The organism is Acetivibrio sp. (assembly GCF_035371925.1).
Classification (GTDB): domain Bacteria; phylum Bacillota; class Clostridia; order Acetivibrionales; family Acetivibrionaceae; genus Hungateiclostridium.
The window spans coordinates 1-21,002 of record NZ_DAORXT010000052.1 but is presented as its reverse complement, the minus strand read 5'-3'; the positions used below and the strand labels follow the sequence as shown (position 1 = coordinate 21,002).

Below are 21,002 nucleotides of genomic sequence, written 5' to 3'. Positions count from 1 at the left end.
CATTCTAACTTATTTTGGCCGTTTTGTCTGTCTTAATTTCTGGTATCATTATAGACCTTCAGGTATTAAAAAGGCATTTGCTCGGTGCAATACAGCTTACAGGAGAGAGTCTCTCAAGAGCCGATGTGAACAGAAGCGGCAAAGTGGACTCCACTGACTATTCAATGCTGAAGAGATATATACTCCGTATTATTCCAAATTTCCCCGGACAAGATGATGGACCGACGCCCACACCGATAATTACTTTCCCTCCGACAGTAAGTCCTATTCCTACAGTTTCGGGAGATACACTGAAGGATTATGCAGAGGCAAGGGGAATAAAGATCGGAACATGCGTCAACTATCCATTCTACAACAACTCGGATCCGACATACAACAGCATTTTGCAAAAAGAATTTGCAATGGTTGTATGTGAAAATGAAATGAAGTTTGATGCTTTGCAGCCACGTCAAAACAGCTTTGATTTTTCAAAAGGGGATCAGCTGGTTGCTTTTGCCCAAAGAAACGGTATGCAGGTGAGAGGACATACATTGGTTTGGCACAACCAGAATCCGGGATGGCTTACAAACGGAAACTGGACACGGGATTCACTGCTTGCGGTAATGAAAAATCACATTACTACAGTTATGACCCATTACAAGGGAAAAATTGTAGAATGGGATGTGGCAAATGAATGTATAGATGATTCCGGCAACGGTCTTAGAAGCAGTATATGGAGGAATGTAATAGGTCAGGACTATCTCGACTATGCCTTCAAGTTTGCAAGAGAGGCCGACCCTGATGCGCTCCTCTTCTATAACGATTATAATATTGAAGACTTAGGACCGAAGTCCAATGCAACGTTCAACATGATTAAGAGCATGAAGGAAAGAGGTATACCCATTGACGGAGTAGGATTCCAATGCCACTTTATCAACGGAATGAGTCCTCAGTATCTTGAAAGCATTGATAAAAACATTAAAAGATATGCTGAAATAGGTGTAATTGTATCCTTTACCGAAATAGATATACGCATATCGCAGTCGGAAAATCAATCAACTGCGTTCCAGGTACAGGCAAGCAATTATAAGGACTTGATGAAAATCTGTCTGGCAAATCCGAACTGCAATACCTTTGTAATGTGGGGATTCACCGACAAATACACTTGGGTTCCGGGAACTTTCCCAGGCTATGGCAACCCGTTGATTTATGACAGCAATTACAATCCGAAACCGGCATATAATGCGTTAAAGGAAGCACTCATGGGTAAGTAATTACAAAGCAATAGGATATAATATAATTGCCGTAAAGCCGCTTTCCAGTAAAATCGAAAGCTGGCTTTACGGCAAAACTTTTTTTATTTCCACTGCTTTGTGAGCTTGTATTCCGGCTGAACCTGAATTACCATTCCCTTTAGATAATTTAAAATCCCGGCATCGCTTTTAAAAGCGAATTTCAGCTTGTATGCCCATAGAGCCTGGTGCTTGGCGCCTAAAAGACGGTTTAGGCTGTTGATTCCGTATTTTCCGTCGCCTACCACAGGATGCCCGATATGGGCAAGGTGAGCCCGAATTTGATGGGTGCGGCCGGTGTAAAGCTCAACTTCAAGGGTGCTGATACCTTCATTGATATCCGGCAGCTCTTTGTAGGATAGTACTTTATATCCTGTGATTATTTCAAGCCCGCTGCGCGTCTTCGTATCCTTGATAAAAACCCTGCTTTTTTTCTCGTCTTTCTCAAGGTATGCCTTCAAAATATCTTCTTTTTTGTCCATTTTTCCTTTGACAAGACACTGATAGTACTTGCTGATTTCACCGCTTTTGATCTTTTTAAGCATAATATGAAGGGTGGCATCGTTTTTGGCTATCATAACAAGACCACCCGTGTTGCGGTCAAGCCTGTGACAAAGAGAAGGAGTAAAGCCTGAATTTTCTTTAAATTCACCCTTTAGCTTAAGATAATCCTTTACAAAATCAATAAGTGTGTTTTCAGTCTGTGTCCTGTCGGGATGCACGGGAATACCCTGTTTTTTGTTTACAATGAGAAGATTGCTGTCTTCATAGGCCACAGAAAATGCCGTTTCGTAATTAAATTCTCCTGCTTTGGGCACTCCGTCCAGGATTTCATCCGTGATATATATATCCACCCGGTCATTGAGCTTTACAATGTGGTCTTCTTTAACCCGTACACCGTTTACCTTTATGTCCCTTTTCCGAAAGGCTTTAAACAAGGCTCCGTTGGGGAGCCTTGGAAAGGTTTCTCTTAAAACTTTGTCAATTCTTTTGTTTGCTTTGTCTTCCGTAATTGTTATTGTACGCATAAATCTCCTTTACCGATAATGCTAAAAATCTATCTGTTATTACCTATTATCATTTATTATTGTCTTTATTTTGTCAAGATATCTGTCCGAAATGGCTTCTGCCACATCAGGCGTTATCCCTTCGGAGTAAACCCTGCAAAGGGGCATATCTGCATCGGGGAGGACAAGGGCCCAACCGTTGTCCAATATAAATTTCACGCCGTCCAATAACTCCACTTTTTCCTCGTTTTTTTCGGTTATAAGTGTTCTCATTACCCTGCCTTTCAGCTCCCACGGACAGAAAATCTTCTTTTTGCTGACATAGAAGTCGGGTATTTCCTTGAGAGTTTCTGTCAATGTGGTATTTTGCAGGCATAGGAATTCAATTATTTTTACAAGTCCTGCGATTGCATCAAAATTCAGCAGGAATTGGTCCATGTTCTCGCGGTTTTTGAAAAGGTTGTGGTTTAACATTTGCTCCATTACAGCCTGGGGTGAGGTTTTTGTTCTCACGACCTTGCCTTGGTACCTTTGCGCCAATACCTCAATAATGGATGGTGCGGTTATGGGTACAACCACTTTTGAGTTTGGAACCGACTTAAAGGTAATAAGGGATGTAAGGCAGAGGAACAAATCATCCTTTACCACATTTCCGTTTTTGTCTACCAATACCAGTGTTTCACCGTTGCTGTCAATGAAAGCGGCAAAGCTGGCATTGTTGTTTTTTATCTCATCAATAATGCTATCAACTTCGTTTAAATTGGCAGATGAAAAGCTTGCAACCTTGCAGCCTAAATCTGTGAGCATGGGCACCACAATGGAGATTACGAAATCCGAGGGTGAAACTATGCATAATTTGGGGGCATTGTTTTTTATGGATTCTACGTCCACTTCATTCAATATGGAACGCACATAATAGTTCTTAAAGTCGGTGATGTTGTTAAGCCTGCTGACTTCATCGCCGGAGCAGCGTTTAAAGTCCTCGCGGGCAAAGGAATTCTCTATTTTCCTCTCCGTAACCCTGCTGATGCTTGCCCCTTTTGAGTCCATAAAATCAACCTTGAGCTTGTTTGGATTGTCCTCACTGAGCTTGATGTGAATTCCTCCCTCGACGGCAAGGAAATTGATTGCATGTCGGGCAAGAGGAGTCAGGAGGCTGCTTAAGTTGAACACTTCCACACCCACCGAAAGAATACCCGATATGAAAGCATGCTTGAACATCCTTGCAGAGTTGGAGGTTGTGGAACTTACAACAACCTTGGAGCCCTTTTTAAATATAGAACCGTATGCCGCTCCAAGCCTGGTAGCAAACTCTGGGGATATGTCAACGTTAATAATTCCGGAAAGACCGTTTTCGCCAAAAATACTTTTCGAGTGCTTTGAGCCCCAGATAATGTTTCTGTCTACTATCGCAAAGGGTTCAACGGTCTTTTGCGGCCATATTTTGACATTTGGCTTGATAACGACTCTTTCATTGATTAAACAGTTGTCTCCTACAATGGCATTTTCAAATATATGTACGTAGCGCTTCAGATTAGTTTTGTTGCACAATATGGCGCCCCGTATTTCGGAACCGTACTCAATGAAGTTGCCATTCCAGATAACACTGCGTTTTACGGAACTGTCCCTCTCGATTACATTATTGTTCCCGATAACGCTCAAACTGTCAACTACTGCACCGCTCTCTACGCGGCAGTTGTCTCCGATAACACAAGGAGGATTGATTGTTGCATCCGGTTCAATGATTGAACCTTGGCCAACCCACACCCCTTTTTTGATTTCAGTTGCATTTATATCAAGCCTGATTTTGCCTTCAAGGACATCGTAATGGGCCTGGAGATATGCTTGAAGGTCACCGATGTCACACCAATAGTCATCCATGACATAACCGTACATGGGTTCCTTCTTTAAAAGGAGGTAAGGGAAAAGGTCCTGGCTGAAATCCACTTTTTTGCCCTTATCTAGATACTTCAATATCTCAGGCTCCAAAATATAAGTGCCGGTATTTACTGTATCACTGAAAACTTCTCCCCAGCTGGGTTTTTCCAAAAAGCCGGTTATGGATCCGTACTTGTCCGTGATAACCACACCATATTCAAGGGGAACCTCAACCCTGGTCAAAACCAAGGTGGCTTTTGATTTTTTCATCCTGTGAAACTCGATTGCTTTGGTAATATCCATGTTGGTCAGGGAGTCCCCGCTTATTACTATAAAGGTTTCGTCAAGAAAATCTTCTGCGTTTTTTACACTTCCTGCTGTCCCAAGAGGAGTATCCTCGGTAAAGTAGGTGATATTGACTCCAAAATTGGAGCCATTCCCGAAATAATCCTTAATCTTTTGGGGAAGATACATGAGTGTTACGCCGATGTTTGTAATTCCATGATTTTTCAGCAAATTAATTATGTGCTCCATTATTGGAATATTCATTATTGGAACCATAGGCTTGGGCAGGTCGCATGTAAGAGGGCGAAGCCTTGAGCCTTCCCCGCCGGCCATTATAATAGCTTTCATCTAAGGATCATCCTTTCACTTTACTGATGCTAGTAAAACTTAGTTTGTACCAACCCATTGACCAAAAAAACAGAAGTTTGATTATACCTTAATAGTATTTGTGAAAAATACAAAATTAAATCAAAAGGCTTAAGCTCTATAAACACTGCTTAATATTAATTATAACAAGATATAGCAACAAACATAATATATTTATTTATATTCAATATAACAAAAAAAAATCCTTTATAAAATTGTCTGAAAAATAAACTAACATCTTCAATAAAAAATTATATTGCTTAAAAGGGGTTTACTTGTAGCGTTTTTTTTTATATAATTGCCAGTATGGAAGGTTGCCTTTTTATAGCAAGCAACGTACATAAGTTAATTTGTAAAGGCATTTATTTTGACTTTATAATTGGGACGTAAGATGTTACAATTAGGGAGTGTCAATTAAGAGTAGGAGGGAATTGAATGCAAAAGAAGAAACCTGCTTTGCTTGCGGTCATTCTGCCCTTCTTAATTACCTGTATTTTGTTTAACTCTTCAATAGTATTTGCAGCTTCAGGAGTTTTGAAGGAGGGAATGAGCGGAAGTCAGGTTACAGAACTGCAGAAGAGTCTTAACACTCTGGGGTATCTCAATGTAAGTCCTACGGGATATTACGGAAGCCTTACAACAGAAGCAGTTAAGAAACTGCAGAGAAGTTACGGACTGAAAGAAGACGGCATCGCAGGACCGGACACCCTTTCGCTTGTCAATAGGCTGATAAACGAAAGAACTGTTTCAAGGTCTTCGAACAGCACCTCGTTGAAAGAAGGAATGAGTGGAAGCAGTGTGACTGCTTTGCAGAAGGACTTGAAGGCTTTGGGGTATCTGAATGTGGAACCCACAGGATATTATGGAAGCCTCACAAAACAAGCGGTAAAGAAACTTCAGGCAAAGTACGGTCTTGAGGATGACGGAATTGCAGGGCGCAACACTCTGGCTTTGATTGACAGACTTATGGGAAGAAGCGGTAGTTCTGCTTCACAATCGACAGCTGCGGCAACCAGGGGAGGTATTGAAAAAACCAATTATCTTTATTCCTGGTTCGGTAATGCAGAAAATATTTTCAAGATCGGTGATACAGCACAGGTATATGACATTTGGACAGGGCGCACATTTAATATAAAGAGGACCTACGGATATAACCACGCGGATTGCGAGACTTTGACCGCTAAAGACACAGAAATACTGCTAAGTATCTATGGCGGAAGCTGGAGCTGGGAAAGAAGGCCGATAATTGTTATTGTCAACGGAAGAAAGATGGCAGCGTCGATGGCGGGTATGCCTCATGCGGGAGTTGACAGTGCCCCGGCTAATACATATGTAAGCTCGCGGAGCGGAGGTTATGGCGCAGGTGACAATCTTGATGCTGTTAAAAACAACAATATGAACGGAGTATTTGATGTTCACTTTTTAAAAAGCAAGACCCATGGCACCAACAAGGTTGACACAAATCACCAGAATGCGGTAAAGGAAGCGGCAGCGTGGGCTGAGAAAAATAATTTTTAAGCGTGCATGGTTTAAAATTGTAAAACAGGGATACCGTAAAAAGGTATCTCTTTTTTCATGTTTCTTTAATTTGGGCTTTGTTTTATTCTATATGGAGAATTTTACATAACGGCCGATGCATATAAAGATGTATATAAAAAGGCAGTGTAAAAGGATAATAAGGTTGAAGAACGATTTTTGACATTAACTTTTAAAAGGGGGATTGGCGGGTTTATGAGTTTTTATAACGAAATATGCAAATACTATGATTACATTTTTCCCGTTGGGGAGAATCAATTGAATTTTATCAAGGATTGCGCAAGGCTTCCGGGAGGAAAAATCCTGGATGTTGCTTGCGGTTCGGGAGGATACTCGGTTGAACTGGCAAAGGCTGGCTACTTGGTGACAGCGGTTGATATTGAGGATGAAATGGTAGAGAAGGCAAGACATAAAGCTACCCAAAACGGCGTTTCCATATATGCCTTTAAGTGTGACATGAGGGAGCTTGAAAAAAAGATAGAAGACCGATTTAATGCCATATTTTGTATAGGCAACTCCCTGGTACATTTGACGAATCTGAAGGAAATAACCGATGTTCTCGGGCAAATGAAACGCCTGCTGACAGACGGAGGTTTTCTTGCGCTTCAGATTGTAAACTATGACAGAATATTTAAGTACAATTTGGACGGATTGCCTACAATAACCAATGATAAATTGGGGCTGGAATTTATAAGAAAATACAAATTCAAAAAAGAAAGCAACACCATAGACTTCAATACTACATTGAGAATCAAAGAGGGAGATTTTAAAGCTGAGTATAATAATTCTGTGGAATTGCTGCCCCTAAAGAGCAGGGAGCTTTATGCAGCTCTTGGCGAGGCGGGCTTTTCTTCCATTGATTTTTACGGGGATTTTAAATGCTCGATTTATACGGAAGATTCTCCTTTATTGGTGGTAAAAGCCCGATAAAATGTAAAAAATAAATCGGTGGCAAAAGAACATATTGTAGGAGAAGGTATGCTGGTAAGACTTGGTTATGTTGCAATGACAATGAACTTGAAAGATTGCTCGCCATCCGGTACCGTTACCGTAAAAACCCTTACGGGAATAACTGACGATGAATCAAGACTTTACAAATTACGGAAGGTTACCGCGGCAAATCTTCACAACACACTTAGAATACTTAGATACAATAAAGCTTATAATATCAATGTTTATCGTTTTACATCAAAGCTTGTGCCCCTGGCCACTCATCCCATGGTATCCCATTGGGACTATGCCGGTGAGTTTAAGGAGGAGCTTCAAAGTCTTGGCGACTTTGTAAAGGAAAATAATTTTAGGGTAAGTGCCCATCCCGACCATTACACCTTGCTGAACTCACCTTCAAAGGAAGTGCTTGAGGCTTCGGTGCGAGACCTGGATTATCATGTGAAATTGTTTGAAGCCATGGGTCTTGAGGATTACAGGTACAAGCTTGTAATGCACATAGGCGGGCTTTACAAGAACAAGCAGGCGTCCATAGAGAGATTTATGGAAAACTATTATATCCTTCCGGGCAGAATCAAAAAAAGGCTTATCCTTGAGAATGACGACAAGATATATACTGCCAGGGACGTGCTTGATATCTGCAGTAAATTAAAAGCTCCAATGGTGTTGGATGTCCATCATCATAACTGCGTAAACAACGGTGAAAAACTTGAAGATATGCTGGAGGAAATATTTGACACATGGAAAGATGAGTATTTTCCTCCCAAAATTCATTTTTCAACACCGAAAAGCCCAGAAAGCTTCAGAAGCCATGCCGATGACATAGATGTAAATGAATTTTACCGGTTTTTGCAGATTGCAAAAGGGCTTAAAAGGGATTTTGATGTAATGATTGAGGCGAAAAACAAAGATAATGCCTTGTTGAAGCTTTCCCGGGAGCTAAAAGAATTCCACGATATCAAATGGATAGATGAAGGACATTTTGAAATCCAATAATTTCCGTGTAACCGGTTTTTGCAAAGGTTGAAAGTTGTTTTCTAAGATTTAGCAGAATTAAAGACTTTCCGGAGGTAAAAAATGCAATCAAATAATGCCGACAAAATAAAGCATCCAAATGTACTTGTGGAAACAATTAGAAGTGCCAGCAGCCGAATGAGCTTTGATGAGTATGCAAAAGTTACAGGCCTTACCAAGGAATTTATTTTTGCGATACTAAACGGAGAGATTGAAGAGGTGGACAAAAAGACATGGGATAGGCTGTCTCTAAAGAACTGATTGCTGAATCTTAAAGCTTTCGATAATTATCCCGATTTTTTTATTAATTTATTAAAAAATAATGAAAGAAAAAGGATTATAGTTGTCTTTGTCGAATTATTATCAATACATAAAGTTTGTTCGAAAGACTTGTCATGCAATATCTGTTAAATTTAAGAATTAGCCACAAATATAGCTCACAAAATACTTTTTGCATTTTACACAATATAGAAATAGATAGAGATCACCGATTAGTACAATATGGAGAAGCGGAGGTATATTGTATGAAAGTATCAGGATATCCTCTTTTGTTGTCATTCCTGTGTTTTCTAACAATCCTGACCGGATGTAGCTTGGGAGGAAAGGTGAAGGTTCCGAACGAATACAATCGTGTTCAGGCTGCTGAAATAGAAGAACCTGCCGAAGATGTGGAGATAGAATTTTGGACGTATAGCGACGGTTGGAAGGCACCTATAAGCCATTTTCAAGCGATTCATCCCAAAATAAAGATAAACCTTGTAAAATTCGATTTTCAAGCCATAGGTAATGAATACAAGAAAGCTTTGGCATCGGGAGAGGGACCGGACATCTTGTTTTTTGACAGTGCTTACTATAGTGAGTTTTCCACTGGAGAATATCTTGAAGATTTGCTAAAAGAGCCTTATTATGCGGGAAGATATGAAAAAGACTTTCCAAAGGACATGTGGGAAAGCAATAAATCAATTGACGGAAAACGTCTTTTGGCAATGACCTTTTTGACATTACCCGTTGTAACCTATTATCGTTCGGACGTAATGCAGGAAAACGGTTTTCCGGTGGAACCCGAAGAATTTTCAAAATTTATTGAGAGCAGTCAAAATCTTATGGCTATATCGAAAAAACTCAAATCCAAGGGCCAGTATATTTTTCAGATGCCTCAGGATATTATAAATCTTGCAGGTTTATATTCCGGAATATTTGATGAAAATTTAAGATTTGTAAGAAACTCCGATTTGTTTGCTGAAGCGCTGGATATGGCAAGGGAAATCAAAAGGCATGATCTTGCAATTGGTGCAAATATCGTGGAAGAAGCGGCAAAAGAGGCAATTCAAAACGGAGAATTGGTTATGGTGCTGGGAATTGGGTCATGGGGAACCGGTACTATAGCGGGCTATGCTCCCGAACAGGCAGGCAAGTGGAGAGTGGCCGCACCGCCCTTGGGGCTTAAAGCATGGTACTCGGATACCAAGCTTGCAATCAATGCCCAAAGCAAATATAAAAAATGGGCATGGCTGTTTGTTGAATATGTAGTGACCCAGCAAGAGGGCGGAGAAAATATCGATATGATTTCCGGATACTATCCGGCAAGAAGAAATCTCAAAGTTATGCTGCGGGAAAACGAATTTTTCGGCAATCAGCTTATTCAGCCGCTTATTGAGGATTTGGCTGAAGAGATGGTCCAGTACAAGCAAACTCCTATGGATGAGAGGGCTTTGGAAATATTTAATGATGAAATAGAAAAGGCGATTGACAGTAATATCGATTCCGAAAAAGTCATAAAGGATATTTCCAACAAGGTTGAAAACGAGTTGAAAAAGGAACGGGAAGCTTTACTTAAGAATAAAAAGCGGATAAAATAGACATATCAATACATAAAGAGCAAGGAGAAAGACACTATGATAACATCTGTGGCTCTTAACCCCGCGTTAGATAAAATTTATTTTGTTGACAACTTTGAGCCGGGAAAAATGTACCGGGTACGGGAAATGGTGAAGTCGGCCGGCGGAAAAGGCGTAAATGTGGCACGGGTTGCTTGTATGATAGGGGAAAATGTCCGTCTGATAGGTTTTAAGGGCGGAGAAGCGGGAAACTGGCTTGAATCACAGCTTAAAAAACTTGGTGTTTGTACAAGATTTGTTGAGGTTTGCGGTGAAACAAGAACAAACAATAATATTATAGACAGAGTTAGAGACAATGAAACTGAGGTGTTAGAACCCGGACCTTTCATATCTGGTGAGGATATGGAAAGGTTTATTGCTGTTTATAAAGAGGTTTTGGCCGATTCAAAGGTTGTTGTGCTATCCGGCGGGCTTCCTCAAGGAGTGCCTGCAAATTACTACAAGACCCTTATCGAAGCGGCAAAACCTTTTAATATTCCTGTTATACTTGATACCGGAGGGGAGGCCCTGAAGGAAGGCATAAAGGCAAAACCCCATGTTATAAAGCCGAATTTAAGGGAACTAAGTAGCCTTGCTCAAAAAGAATTAAGTGATGTGGAAGAAATTGTTGAGGTTCTAAGGGAAATTAATGCCGGCGGAATAGATATTGCAATAGTTTCCATGGGGGAGAAAGGAGCAATTCTAAGTACAAAGGATTCGTGCATTAGAGTAAAAGTGCCGCCAATAGACACGGTAAACACTATAGGCTCCGGAGATGCCATGGTGGCAGGCTTTGCAGCAGGGCTTGCAAGGAAAAAGCCGCCGGAAGAATGTATAAGGCTTGCGTCAGCCTGTGGTATGAGCAATGCACGCTTTTTGGAAATTGGTGTAGTGGATAAGAATGAAGTTGAGGCACAAAAGGGCAGTGTTATGATAGAGAAAATATTTTAAATAGATTTTACATTCATTCAGGATATCACACATATTTTAATATGTCCTTTCCAAAACAAGTTTTCAATTCTGCGAATATCCATGTATTTATTCAATATAATTTATTCTGTATTGTAATCGGCCTTATTTTAAACTTATAATTTATTATTGGGGTTGATTACAATATTGCTTTACTTATATAATAAATGAAGGAAATTAATACATGGAGGATTGAAATGTCAGATATTATTTCCACGCTTGTAAAAGAGTTTAATCTCAAGCCATTCCAGGTTGAAAACACTGTAAAGCTTATTGACGACGGCAATACCATTCCCTTTATTGCAAGGTATAGAAAAGAAATGACGGGAGAGTTGAACGACCAGGTATTGAGGGAGCTTAACGAGAGGCTGATTTATTTAAGGAATCTTGAGGCAAGGAAGGAAGAAGTTAGGCGCCTGATTGAAGAACAGGGAAAGCTTACTGAGGAAATTACGGCATCTCTTGAGAAAGCGGCTTCGCTTCGAGAGGTTGAGGATATATACAGGCCTTTCAGGCCCAAAAGGAGAACAAGGGCAACTATTGCAAAAGAAAAGGGCCTTGAGCCTTTGGCACAGATTCTTATGGCCCAGGAACTTAAAACCGGTAGTATTGAGGACATTGCCAAGCCCTTTATAAATCCCGAGAAGGAAGTCAATAGTACCGAAGATGCCATAAATGGAGCTATGGACATAATAGCTGAGGACATTTCGGACAATCCGCAGATTAGAAGTATTGTGCGGGACGTGTTTATAAAGCAGGGAGTAATTATATCCAAAAAGAAGAAGGATGAAGACTCGGTATACAGGATGTATTACGATTTCTCTGAACCGGCAGCAAAAATAGCCAGTCATAGAGTGCTTGCCATAAACAGGGGTGAAAAGGAAGAATTTTTGCAAGTCAAGATTGAAATTCCCGAAGAAGCGCTAATGGAGCGCCTTAAGTCCATACTTGTAAAGAAGCCTTTTTCAATAACATCGGAATATGTTGAAAAGGCGTTGGCGGACTCTTGTGAGCGTCTCATATTTCCTTCGGTTGAGAGGGAAATAAGAAATGAGCTTACGGAAAATGCCCAGGAGCAGGCGATAAAGGTCTTTGGGGCCAATCTTAAAAACCTTCTGCTCCAGCCTCCTGTAAAGGGAAAGACTGTTTTAGGGCTTGACCCTGCATACAGAACAGGCTGCAAAATTGCGGTGGTGGATGAAACCGGAAAGGTGCTTGATACTGCTGTAATATATCCCACACCTCCGCAGAACAAGGTTGAGGAAGCCAAAAAGATTATGAAGTATCTTATCGAAAAACACAGTGTTGACATAATTTCTATTGGCAACGGCACTGCTTCGAAGGAGTCAGAAATATTTGTTGCGGAGCTCTTAAAGGAAATTGATAGAAAAGTCTATTATATGGTGGTCAGCGAGGCCGGGGCTTCGGTTTATTCTGCTTCAAAGCTTGGAGCGGAAGAGTTCCCGGATTTTGATGTGGCTTTAAGAAGCGCTGTATCCATAGCAAGGAGACTTCAGGACCCTTTGGCGGAGCTTGTTAAAATTGACCCGAAGGCTATAGGCGTGGGACAGTACCAGCACGATATGAATCAAAAGCGATTGGGCGAGACACTGGGAGGTGTCGTGGAAGATTGCGTAAACAGTGTCGGTGTCGACATAAATACAGCATCGCCGTCTCTTTTGTCTTATATATCGGGAATAAACTCCGTAATTGCAAAAAATATTGTGGAATACAGGGAAACCAACGGTAAGTTTAAAAAGAGGGAACAGCTGAAAAAAGTGAAAAAGCTTGGCGACAAAACTTTTGAACAGTGTGCCGGCTTTCTCAGGATACCTGATGGGGACAATGTTCTTGACAATACTTCCGTACATCCCGAGTCCTATGATGCTGCAAAGAAGCTTCTTGATATCATGGGATACAGCATCGAAGATGTGAAACAAAGAAAACTTGACGGGCTTATGGAAAAAGTTGAGAAAAAGGGTGCAACAAAAGTTGCCGAAGAGATTGGCGTTGGAGTACCCACATTAAGAGATATCTTAAAAGAGCTTTTGAAGCCGGGGCGTGACCCAAGGGATGAGCTTCCCAAACCGATACTTCTTACTGACGTTATGCACTTGGAGGATTTAAGGCCGGGTATGGTATTGACGGGCACGGTAAGGAATGTTGCCGACTTTGGAGCTTTTGTGGATGTGGGAGTTCACCAAGACGGGCTGGTTCACATATCGGAGCTTAGCGATAAATATGTGAAAAACCCTCTGGATGTCGTAGCGGTAGGGGATATAGTAAAAGTCAGGATACTGGATGTTGATGTGGAAAGAAAAAGGATATCTATGAGTATGAAGGATGTTAATTAAGATGGTTTATCAAATCGTAAACAAGTAAAAAAGTTTCGGAAGAAGGTTTTAAACATGAGTAGTATTACTGCAAATATTAAAAAGCTGGGCAAAAGGCAGGATATAATTATTGCCTTTGGAGCTGTAGTATTTTTATATTGCTTTGTGGAATATAATTTGATATTTCCGGTGATTTTAGGTCTTACATCTTTTAAGGGCGGAAATATGCTGGAAAACATAATGCATATTATTCAAATTGTTTTGGGGCTTTTCTCCAACAAAAAATATATCCTCTATGGGTTGGCGGCAATATTGGTTGCTGCTTTGATGTGCGGATTTGTTTTGTCGGGATGCTTTTACAAGATGAACAACTTTTTATCAAACAGGAAAAGAATAAAGATGGAGTTTCTAAAGGGAGTCCAAAAGCATTTTTTGAGACTTTCTGTCATATCCTTTGAAGTGATTCTTTTTTCGATATTGTTTGCAGTATTTATGCTCATAGTATCGGTACCCTCCATAGCAATTACAAGGTCGCTTTTAGATGGCAAGACAGAGCTTTTGGCCCTTACGATTTTATTTGATGCAATTACTTTGATGGTTTTGTTTTTTGGAATTATGTTTTTTAGGATTTATATGTCCTTTTGGTATCCGGCAGTATTTAATTTTAAAGACAGCTTTTTCTCCATTGGCAAATATGCCGCAGATACGTATTTTTGGAAAATCGTTGTGATGTTTTTAAAATTCGATATTTTCTTTATTATCTTTGAGTTTCTTATGATATATCTTAATTCTGTGCTGCCTGTAAGCGGAGCAATGGTGTTTTTGAGGGTTTTGTTTTTGTTCTTTATAAACTGGATAGTGAAAACTCTGTTTTTCATTATAATTGTAATGTCTGTTTTCTCGGTATTTCTGGATTTTAAGAAGAAAATAGCGGAATGAGAAATGGCGGGAAAGCCTCATAAAGCTTTCCCGCCATTTTCATATTGCAAAGTTGTGTTTTCCGATTACCTTCACAATTTTCCTTGACCAAATCCATTTGCTGGTTGCGGTACTGGGGTTGTAGTAATATATCGCTCCTCCTGTAGGGTCCCAGCCGTTTAATGCATCTTTTGCAGCTTTGTAAGCAGTTTCATTGGGAGCAAGATTTATCTGTCCGTCAGACACCGCATCAAAGGCTCCCGGTTGATAAATTACACCGGCTATTGTATTGGGGAACCTGCTGTCCCTTGTCCTGTTTAAGACAACTGCCGCAACTGCCACTTGTCCGATATAGGGCTCACCCCGGGCTTCGCCGTAAACCAGGTGGGCAAGAAGGTCCAGGTTTCTGTTGCTTGACGGCTGAGCCGACGTCGTTTTGGCGGCTTGTCCGGTAGGCAGTCCCAAAGCCGCCAGAGTTTCGGGTCCCGCTATTCCGTCCACCTTCAATCCGTTTTTTGCCTGGAATTTACGGACTGCGGTATAAGTCTTATAACCATAGACACCGTCTATCTTGCCATCGTAATATTTCCAAATTGCAAGTTTATACTGAATATTTTTAACTTCCTGTCCGGTTGAGCCGTAATATGACAAAGCAGCTTTGCTGTAACCGTACAAATGGGATATTTCCTCCCGAAAGATAATGGACGCACTTAAAATTGACAGTATTGTTATTGTTGCAATGACTAATAATACCCTCTTTCGCAAAGCCATTCTCCTTTATTAAAAAATATTTTTATTTTCATAATTAAATATTGCTATTAAATATTGTTAATGTGTGAATTAGAATATTATTTGTTGTTATTTTGTCTATTTTTGATTTAAATTATTATATGTGGGAAAATATAATAAAAGGAAAATATTTAAGGAAAAGTATTTTTTTTAAGCGAAAAAGAGCAGAAGCGAGGGAACTTGTTGTAACCTCGCTATATGATTTATGCTTCATTTATTTTGATTACCTTATAACACTTAAGGTTCAAATCGGATTCTTCGGTTGCGGAAAAATTTTTATTGCTTACACAGATTTGTCCGGCAAACGAAATAACTCTTCAAATATTTCGGACACCAGAAGGTAGATAAGTACTATCAGTAAGAAGTCATCATCAATTCCTTCCGCTATTAGAATAAATATTAAAAAAAGAAGAATTATTTCATCCGAATGCAGTCTCCGGGAAAACAGCATCGACAAAGGCGATTTTCTTGCTTGCGTTGGTATTGCATCAAAAACAGGTTCGTCCTTTTCATTTGGAAGAGGAATCTTTTCAACTTCCCTTGAGGTATTTGCCGGAAGGTCGGCTGCATTTGCGGCGGCAAAACTGCTATCGGACGTATACGGAATGTTTTGTGCCGCTGCTGTACCATATCTTCTGAATCTTGGATCCCTCTTGTATGTCATTATAGTGCCCCTTTCATATAGTTTTTTCAGGCTCGCTCATAAGCTTTGTTATCTGTGTTACTTGAAACAGCCTTATACAGTTGGAAAGCTTCTTCTGCCTGTTACTGCTTAAAAACGGCTTTATCGCAGTAAGCAGGTTTATTCGCGGGTCGTTGATGTTTCTCATGGTGTCCATGATATCCTTTACTTTGCGCATCATTTCCACATTATCCTGGAGCTCATCGCTGCTTCTTTCATTTTCTTTAGTGTCAAACGGCAATGGCGAATCATGGGCTTTTATTTTCATCGGAGCTCCATCATCGGAAGGCTCTTCTTTGGGTGCTGCTTGGGCAGACTTCTCGTTGCCTGAAGAGTTTGCAAGCATGGAAAGCAGACCGGAAAGATTTTCGGACATTTTTTCATTACTGTTCAACATTTCTGCAAGCTGCTTTAGTTTATTGTTAAGATCGTCACTCATTACCCTATCACCCCCATGGATATCCTGCTTTTGCTTCCGGTACTTAAGACTATGCTACAACACTTGGTGTCTGGGATTTCAGGCTTTTTCCAGGAGTCCTTTCAACTTCTCGACAATTTCGTCACCGTGTTCTCCGAGCAGCTGTGAAAGCTTGCTAAGGTCCGCATCGGAGATTTTTTGGCGTATTTCTTCTTTGTTGATGTTAAACTCTTTTAGCTTTGATTCGTCAAATTCATTTATTTTTTCGATGAGCTCGTTTTTATCCATCTTGTTAAGTTTTCTGGAAAGTTCGTCCATGTCTCCGTTTTTTAGCATATCTATTGCTGTATTTATTTTTTTCTCAAGCATTTTTTCATCCATTTTTCCCAAAAGTTCAGACAGCTTCTTGTTGATATCGACCATTACAACCCAATCCTTTCAATATTATTTTTAAAACTTGATATTACAACAGATATAAGTCTTGAAAAATTATTATCTAATAATTTATATTTGCAAGAGAGTAAAGATAGAACCTTTTTTTAAAAAAAGAATCCCTTTGCTGAAGGGTTTTGAAATTATCCTGTGAAAAACTTTTAAAATTTACAGGATTTCAACAAATAAACTTAAGGAGGAATGGAAAGCTCTTTTAGCAGTAAAATAGCTTTAAGAATATCAGGATAAAGAATAATATTGAATCGTCATCTTTACAGTCATATTTAATGCCGCCTATTGCACTGCTGTCATAAAAAAGCAAAAGGAATATCAAAATAAAGAACAAGAGCTCGGAATTATTTGTCCGCTTTTTTACATCTGACATGTCTTTTACCTCCCGATTTATTATTCCTGCCAATGTTTACATAAGTACTATACTGTTCCAATAATAGCAGGTTACTATATTATATGTACCGGGGAAGAGAAGTGTTAATTGGTGTGTTGTGTTTTAGGAGGCATTACCTTAAGATATAAATAGGTTGATTTTTTTTAAAAAAGCATATTTTATGTATTAAGTTCTTTGATTGTGTGGTAAATAATAAAAAAACGTTTTTTGCGAGAGAGGTGCGTTTATTTGAATGGTTCTGTCTATATAACAGCCTTCGCAGAGGGAATACTGACATTTGTTTCACCTTGCATATTTCCAATGCTTCCGGCATACTTTTCATATTTGGCCGGATTTAGCGATAAGGAAGATAAAGACGGGAAGAACAAAAGAAGACTTTTGATAAATTCCCTTGGATTTGTGCTGGGGTTTACAATTGTTTTTACGCTATTGGGGGCTGCAGCTACTTCTTTGGGAGCATTTCTTAAAAATCATAGGGATATTTTAAAAATCATAAGTGGCATTGTGATAATCATTTTTGGGCTCAATTTTGCCGGCATACTCAATATAGGCTTTTTAAACAGGGAAAAACGGTTTGAGTACAAGTTTGACAGTCTAAGATTTATAGGTTCGGTCATCTTTGGATTTTGTTTTGCATTTGGATGGACACCTTGTATAAGTTATTTTTTAGCTTCGGTTCTGGCTTTAGCCGCCAATTCCGCTACAATGTCGGAGGGATTGCTGCTGCTCTCAGTGTACTCCCTTGGCCTTGGCATACCTTTTGTTGTTTCGGCCATGATTTTTGAAAGTATCAGAGAAGCATTCAATTTTATAAAGTCGAACATGAAAATTATTAATATTATTTCAGGAGTTTTGCTGATATTACTGGGAGCGGCAATACTTTTTAATATTATATAATATGATTGAAAGGGAGATGAGCATGAAGAAAGTAGGAAACATTATAATTTGGGTGGCAGTTTTGGCAATTTTGATAATCGGTGCATATGTCGTATATAACAGGAGCGATTCGGAAGAATATATAGAAGACAAAATTGCAGGCGATATAGATGGAGATATAAATAAGGATGGCACTGCTGATAACAAGGATGGCGGAACGGAAGAAGAAAACAAGATAATGGCGCCGGATTTTACGTTAAAGGATCTTGACGGCAATACTGTAAAGCTGTCGGATTATAGAGGAAAGATTGTGTTTTTGAATTTCTGGGCATCCTGGTGCGGTCCCTGTACATCGGAAATGCCTGAGTTTGAAGAGGTGCACAAGGAGTTTTCAAAAGGAGACGATGCGATAATTTTGACAGTAAATCTTACCGACGGCTTTAGGGAAACCGAGGAAAAGGCAAGGAAATTCATTGCCGACAACGGATATACCATGAAGGTGCTTTTGGATACAACGGGAAACGTTGCACAGTACTATGGTATATACAGTATTCCCACAACATATGTCATAAACAGAGATGGAAGCTTAGTCACCTATATGGAGGGGGCTACGAGGGGAAAAGTACTTTTGGATATACTGGAAAAGCTAAAATAATGTTCGGGAGGCTATGTTATGGATGACATAATAGTCGAATCAATGATGGAAAGCTTTGACAAAGATGTATTGAAAAGTGACATTCCTGTAGCTGTTTTGTTTTACACTGAAGGCTGTCATGTTTGCGATTCTTTTATTTCGATATTTGAGAGGACTGCGCAAAAATACAGCAAGCACATGAAGTTTGTTAAAATTTACCGCCAACAAAACCGGCAGCTGGTGGAAAGCTTGAAGGTAAAGAGCAGCCCTACGGTTCTTTTCTATAAAGAAGGCAGTGAGGTTTGCACCCGATTGAACGGCTACATAAGCAACGGGGAGTTTGTTGCAGCCATAGAGAGGGTTATAGGAGATGTTTGTAAAGGGGAGAAAAGGGAAAAGGTATATTGCGATTTTCTGATAATGGGCGGTGGTCCGGCAGGTCTGACTGCAGCAATTTATGCAGCCAGGGCAAAGCTTCATACGGTGGTTGTGGATGAAGGACTCATTGGAGGACAGGTGGCTACAACTTTCCATGTTGCAAATTATCCCGGCACTAACGGTGTTGTAAGGGGTGTTGACCTTATGGAAAACATGAAAAAGCAGGCCATAGACTTTGGTGCCCACATTGATGACCTCAAAGAAATATCGGATATAAATCCGGAAGGAGAAGAAAAGCTTGTAATAGCTAAAGATACGGACTATTATGCAAAGGCTCTGCTGATAGCAACCGGTGCAACTCCAAGAAGGCTTCCGGTAGAGGAAGAAAAGGAGTTTAGGGGAAGAGGCATACATTATTGTGCCACATGTGACGGAGCCATGTACTTTGATGCAAATGTGCTGGTGGTCGGAGGAGGAGAATCCGCTGCACAGGAGGCTGTTTTTTTGACTCGATATGCAAAGCATGTTACAATAATAAACAGGCATGACTATTTCAAAGCTTCAAAAACTGCCGGGGATGAAGTGCTCAAGAATCCGAACATTAGCGTTGCTTGGAATTCTGAAGTGCGAAAGGTTAACGGTGACAATTTTGTAAAAAGTGTCACCATTGAAAATACAAAAACGGGGAAAATTGAGGAAATAGAGGCGGACGGTATCTTTGTCTATATTGGTACCCAGCCGAAGACAGAGCTTTTTGCCGGCAAAGTCAGGATGAATGAGCAGGGATATATTCTAACGAATGAGGATATGGCAACAAATATTCCGGGGGTTTTTGCCGCAGGAGACGTCCGGGAGAAAAAAATCCGGCAGATTGCTACGGCTGTTGGAGACGGAGCGATAGCAGGCATAATGGCGGAAAGGTATATTAATGGAAAAATGTAAGTCAAAAGAAAGTAATTTTTGTTAAAATACACAAGGCAACAAGTTACAAAAGTACAATAACGCTAAGTAAAAATGGGGGAAAAATGCTTATGTATGACGTGATAATAATAGGAAAGGGACCGGCAGGAATTTCCGCTTCACTTTATACGGTAAGGGCAAATCTTAAAACCTTGGTTATTGGCAAAGGAGACAGTGCCCTTGCAAAAGCGGAGAAAATTGAGAACTACTATGGTTTTTCAGAGGTCATAAGCGGAAGGCAGCTCCTGGGTGAAGGCGAAAAACAGGCGTTGAGGTTGGGGGTTGAGATAGTTGAAAGTGAAGTAATCAGTATTGAGCAAAATGAGTTTTTCGAGGTATTGACCTCTAGCGATCGTTATATGGCAAAGGCAGTGCTTATAGCCACCGGGCAACCCCAAAAGAAGCTCAGAATAGAGAATCTGGAGGCCTTTGAAGGAAAAGGGGTGAGCTATTGCACTACCTGCGACGGCTTTTTCTACAACAACCTCAAAGTGGGAGTTGTGGGTGCAGGAGACTATGTGGTGCATGAAGCCATGGAACTTCTTTCTTTTACAAAGGATATAACAATATATACCGACGGAAAGGAACTGCAAGTATCGGAGAAATTTGAAGAGGCGGCAAAAAGATTTAAGATTAACACAAAAGCCATATACAAGATTGACGGAAGTGAATTTCTCCAGAAGATTTTCTTTAAGGACGGTACCAGTGAGGATATTGACGGTTTGTTTATAGCGTACGAGAGCCCATCTAGTGTTGATTTTGCCAGAAAGCTTGGAATAATTGTTGAAGGCAATGCGGTTGTGGTTGACAAAAACCAGCAGACAAACCTTAAAGGGGTGTTTGCGGCAGGGGACTGTACCGGAGGTTTCAAACAGATAGCAACTGCTGTGGGACAGGGAGCGCTTGCCGGAAAGAGAATAGCTGAGTATGTAAAAAGCTTATAAGACACAACTGAAAATTTTTGGATTGGAACAGCAAATGGTACAATCTGGATGGTTGATTTTAATTTATACATATGTTAATAT

General features: G+C 40.1%; 20 protein-coding genes and 1 pseudogene. 14 read left to right on the top strand and 7 right to left on the bottom strand.

Annotated elements, in window-relative coordinates; genetic code table 11:
- Positions 1-14: 14 nt before the first annotated feature.
- Positions 15-1,253, top strand: coding sequence for an endo-1,4-beta-xylanase (locus tag PLH43_RS08500; protein WP_324362047.1), 1,239 nt, complete (start codon positions 15-17; stop codon positions 1,251-1,253).
- Between the two features lie 83 nt (positions 1,254-1,336).
- Here PLH43_RS08500 and PLH43_RS08495 read toward each other — a convergent pair whose 3' ends face one another.
- Positions 1,337-2,299 carry an RluA family pseudouridine synthase gene (locus tag PLH43_RS08495; protein WP_324362044.1) on the bottom strand — a complete coding sequence of 321 codons (963 nt, stop codon included), beginning with the start codon at positions 2,297-2,299 and terminating at the stop codon, positions 1,337-1,339.
- Positions 2,300-2,338: 39 nt separating this feature from the next.
- Positions 2,339-4,789 (bottom strand): mannose-1-phosphate guanyltransferase, encoded by a 2,451-nt coding sequence (locus PLH43_RS08490; protein ID WP_324362043.1) that lies wholly within the window; start codon positions 4,787-4,789, stop codon positions 2,339-2,341.
- A gap of 453 nt (positions 4,790-5,242) precedes the next feature.
- Between PLH43_RS08490 and PLH43_RS08485 the strand changes: the two genes are divergently transcribed.
- The 8 genes from PLH43_RS08485 (at position 5,243) to PLH43_RS08450 (ending at position 14,423) form a co-directional block, all read left to right on the top strand.
- Positions 5,243-6,325, top strand: coding sequence for a peptidoglycan-binding protein (locus tag PLH43_RS08485; RefSeq protein ID WP_324362041.1), 1,083 nt, complete (start codon positions 5,243-5,245; stop codon positions 6,323-6,325).
- 213 nt (positions 6,326-6,538) lie between these two features.
- Positions 6,539-7,273: a class I SAM-dependent methyltransferase gene (locus tag PLH43_RS08480; protein WP_324362039.1), complete on the top strand. Its 735-nt coding sequence runs from the start codon at positions 6,539-6,541 to the stop codon at positions 7,271-7,273.
- Between the two features lie 48 nt (positions 7,274-7,321).
- Positions 7,322-8,287, top strand: coding sequence for a UV DNA damage repair endonuclease UvsE (gene uvsE / locus PLH43_RS08475; RefSeq protein ID WP_324362036.1), 966 nt, complete (start codon positions 7,322-7,324; stop codon positions 8,285-8,287).
- Between the two features lie 81 nt (positions 8,288-8,368).
- Positions 8,369-8,566, top strand: coding sequence for a hypothetical protein (locus tag PLH43_RS08470; protein ID WP_324362034.1), 198 nt, complete (start codon positions 8,369-8,371; stop codon positions 8,564-8,566).
- Between the two features lie 263 nt (positions 8,567-8,829).
- Positions 8,830-10,164, top strand: coding sequence for an extracellular solute-binding protein (locus PLH43_RS08465; RefSeq protein WP_324362032.1), 1,335 nt, complete (start codon positions 8,830-8,832; stop codon positions 10,162-10,164).
- A 36-nt stretch (positions 10,165-10,200) separates the two neighbouring features.
- Positions 10,201-11,133, top strand: a complete 933-nt coding sequence (locus PLH43_RS08460; protein WP_324362030.1) for a 1-phosphofructokinase family hexose kinase — start codon at positions 10,201-10,203, stop codon at positions 11,131-11,133.
- Between the two features lie 215 nt (positions 11,134-11,348).
- Positions 11,349-13,505 (top strand): Tex family protein, encoded by a 2,157-nt coding sequence (locus tag PLH43_RS08455; RefSeq protein ID WP_324362028.1) that lies wholly within the window; start codon positions 11,349-11,351, stop codon positions 13,503-13,505.
- Between the two features lie 54 nt (positions 13,506-13,559).
- A complete protein-coding gene (locus tag PLH43_RS08450) occupies positions 13,560-14,423 on the top strand; it encodes a hypothetical protein (RefSeq protein WP_324362027.1) in 864 nt (287 codons plus the stop codon).
- 39 nt (positions 14,424-14,462) lie between these two features.
- Here PLH43_RS08450 and sleB read toward each other — a convergent pair whose 3' ends face one another.
- The 5 genes from sleB to PLH43_RS08425 all read right to left on the bottom strand — a co-directional run bounded on the left by sleB (position 14,463) and on the right by PLH43_RS08425 (position 17,108).
- Positions 14,463-15,167: a spore cortex-lytic enzyme gene (gene sleB, locus PLH43_RS08445; protein ID WP_324362050.1), complete on the bottom strand. Its 705-nt coding sequence runs from the start codon at positions 15,165-15,167 to the stop codon at positions 14,463-14,465.
- Positions 15,168-15,474: 307 nt separating this feature from the next.
- A complete protein-coding gene (locus PLH43_RS08440; RefSeq protein WP_324362025.1) occupies positions 15,475-15,855 on the bottom strand; it encodes a hypothetical protein in 381 nt (126 codons plus the stop codon).
- Between the two features lie 13 nt (positions 15,856-15,868).
- Entirely contained in the window at positions 15,869-16,312 is a 444-nt protein-coding gene (locus PLH43_RS08435; RefSeq protein WP_324362023.1) for a hypothetical protein, read from the bottom strand.
- A gap of 78 nt (positions 16,313-16,390) precedes the next feature.
- Positions 16,391-16,714, bottom strand: a complete 324-nt coding sequence (locus tag PLH43_RS08430) for a membrane trafficking protein (RefSeq protein ID WP_324362021.1) — start codon at positions 16,712-16,714, stop codon at positions 16,391-16,393.
- A 223-nt stretch (positions 16,715-16,937) separates the two neighbouring features.
- Positions 16,938-17,108: a hypothetical protein gene (locus tag PLH43_RS08425; protein ID WP_324362019.1), complete on the bottom strand. Its 171-nt coding sequence runs from the start codon at positions 17,106-17,108 to the stop codon at positions 16,938-16,940.
- 249 nt (positions 17,109-17,357) lie between these two features.
- On the opposite strand from PLH43_RS08425, the gene PLH43_RS08420 reads away from it, so the two are divergent.
- From PLH43_RS08420 to PLH43_RS08400, 5 genes and pseudogenes are all read left to right on the top strand, one after another.
- The gene (locus PLH43_RS08420; protein WP_324362017.1) at positions 17,358-18,026 is read left to right on the top strand and encodes a cytochrome c biogenesis CcdA family protein; all 669 of its coding nucleotides are present in this window, start codon (positions 17,358-17,360) and stop codon (positions 18,024-18,026) included.
- Between the two features lie 22 nt (positions 18,027-18,048).
- Entirely contained in the window at positions 18,049-18,660 is a 612-nt protein-coding gene (locus tag PLH43_RS08415; RefSeq protein WP_324362015.1) for a TlpA disulfide reductase family protein, read from the top strand.
- Between the two features lie 18 nt (positions 18,661-18,678).
- A pseudogene (locus tag PLH43_RS08410) lies at positions 18,679-18,981 on the top strand (thioredoxin domain-containing protein); the annotation flags it as partial.
- Positions 18,982-19,059: 78 nt separating this feature from the next.
- Positions 19,060-19,959 carry a thioredoxin-disulfide reductase gene (trxB, locus tag PLH43_RS08405; RefSeq protein WP_324362048.1) on the top strand — a complete coding sequence of 300 codons (900 nt, stop codon included), beginning with the start codon at positions 19,060-19,062 and terminating at the stop codon, positions 19,957-19,959.
- Positions 19,960-20,048: 89 nt separating this feature from the next.
- Positions 20,049-20,921, top strand: a complete 873-nt coding sequence (locus PLH43_RS08400; protein WP_324362013.1) for an NAD(P)/FAD-dependent oxidoreductase — start codon at positions 20,049-20,051, stop codon at positions 20,919-20,921.
- Positions 20,922-21,002 lie beyond the last annotated feature (81 nt).

Coding starts and splice junctions, on each gene's coding strand:
- PLH43_RS08495 (WP_324362044.1), bottom strand. CDS start 2,299: ATGCGTACAATAACAATTACGGAAGACAAAGCAAACAAAAGAATTGAC.
- PLH43_RS08490 (WP_324362043.1), bottom strand. CDS start 4,789: ATGAAAGCTATTATAATGGCCGGCGGGGAAGGCTCAAGGCTTCGCCCT.
- PLH43_RS08485 (WP_324362041.1), top strand. CDS start 5,243: ATGCAAAAGAAGAAACCTGCTTTGCTTGCGGTCATTCTGCCCTTCTTA.
- PLH43_RS08480 (WP_324362039.1), top strand. CDS start 6,539: ATGAGTTTTTATAACGAAATATGCAAATACTATGATTACATTTTTCCC.
- uvsE (WP_324362036.1), top strand. CDS start 7,322: ATGCTGGTAAGACTTGGTTATGTTGCAATGACAATGAACTTGAAAGAT.
- PLH43_RS08470 (WP_324362034.1), top strand. CDS start 8,369: ATGCAATCAAATAATGCCGACAAAATAAAGCATCCAAATGTACTTGTG.
- PLH43_RS08465 (WP_324362032.1), top strand. CDS start 8,830: ATGAAAGTATCAGGATATCCTCTTTTGTTGTCATTCCTGTGTTTTCTA.
- PLH43_RS08460 (WP_324362030.1), top strand. CDS start 10,201: ATGATAACATCTGTGGCTCTTAACCCCGCGTTAGATAAAATTTATTTT.
- PLH43_RS08455 (WP_324362028.1), top strand. CDS start 11,349: ATGTCAGATATTATTTCCACGCTTGTAAAAGAGTTTAATCTCAAGCCA.
- PLH43_RS08450 (WP_324362027.1), top strand. CDS start 13,560: ATGAGTAGTATTACTGCAAATATTAAAAAGCTGGGCAAAAGGCAGGAT.
- PLH43_RS08440 (WP_324362025.1), bottom strand. CDS start 15,855: ATGACATACAAGAGGGATCCAAGATTCAGAAGATATGGTACAGCAGCG.
- PLH43_RS08435 (WP_324362023.1), bottom strand. CDS start 16,312: ATGAGTGACGATCTTAACAATAAACTAAAGCAGCTTGCAGAAATGTTG.
- PLH43_RS08430 (WP_324362021.1), bottom strand. CDS start 16,714: ATGGTCGATATCAACAAGAAGCTGTCTGAACTTTTGGGAAAAATGGAT.
- PLH43_RS08425 (WP_324362019.1), bottom strand. CDS start 17,108: ATGTCAGATGTAAAAAAGCGGACAAATAATTCCGAGCTCTTGTTCTTT.
- PLH43_RS08415 (WP_324362015.1), top strand. CDS start 18,049: ATGAAGAAAGTAGGAAACATTATAATTTGGGTGGCAGTTTTGGCAATT.
- trxB (WP_324362048.1), top strand. CDS start 19,060: ATGGGCGGTGGTCCGGCAGGTCTGACTGCAGCAATTTATGCAGCCAGG.
- PLH43_RS08400 (WP_324362013.1), top strand. CDS start 20,049: ATGTATGACGTGATAATAATAGGAAAGGGACCGGCAGGAATTTCCGCT.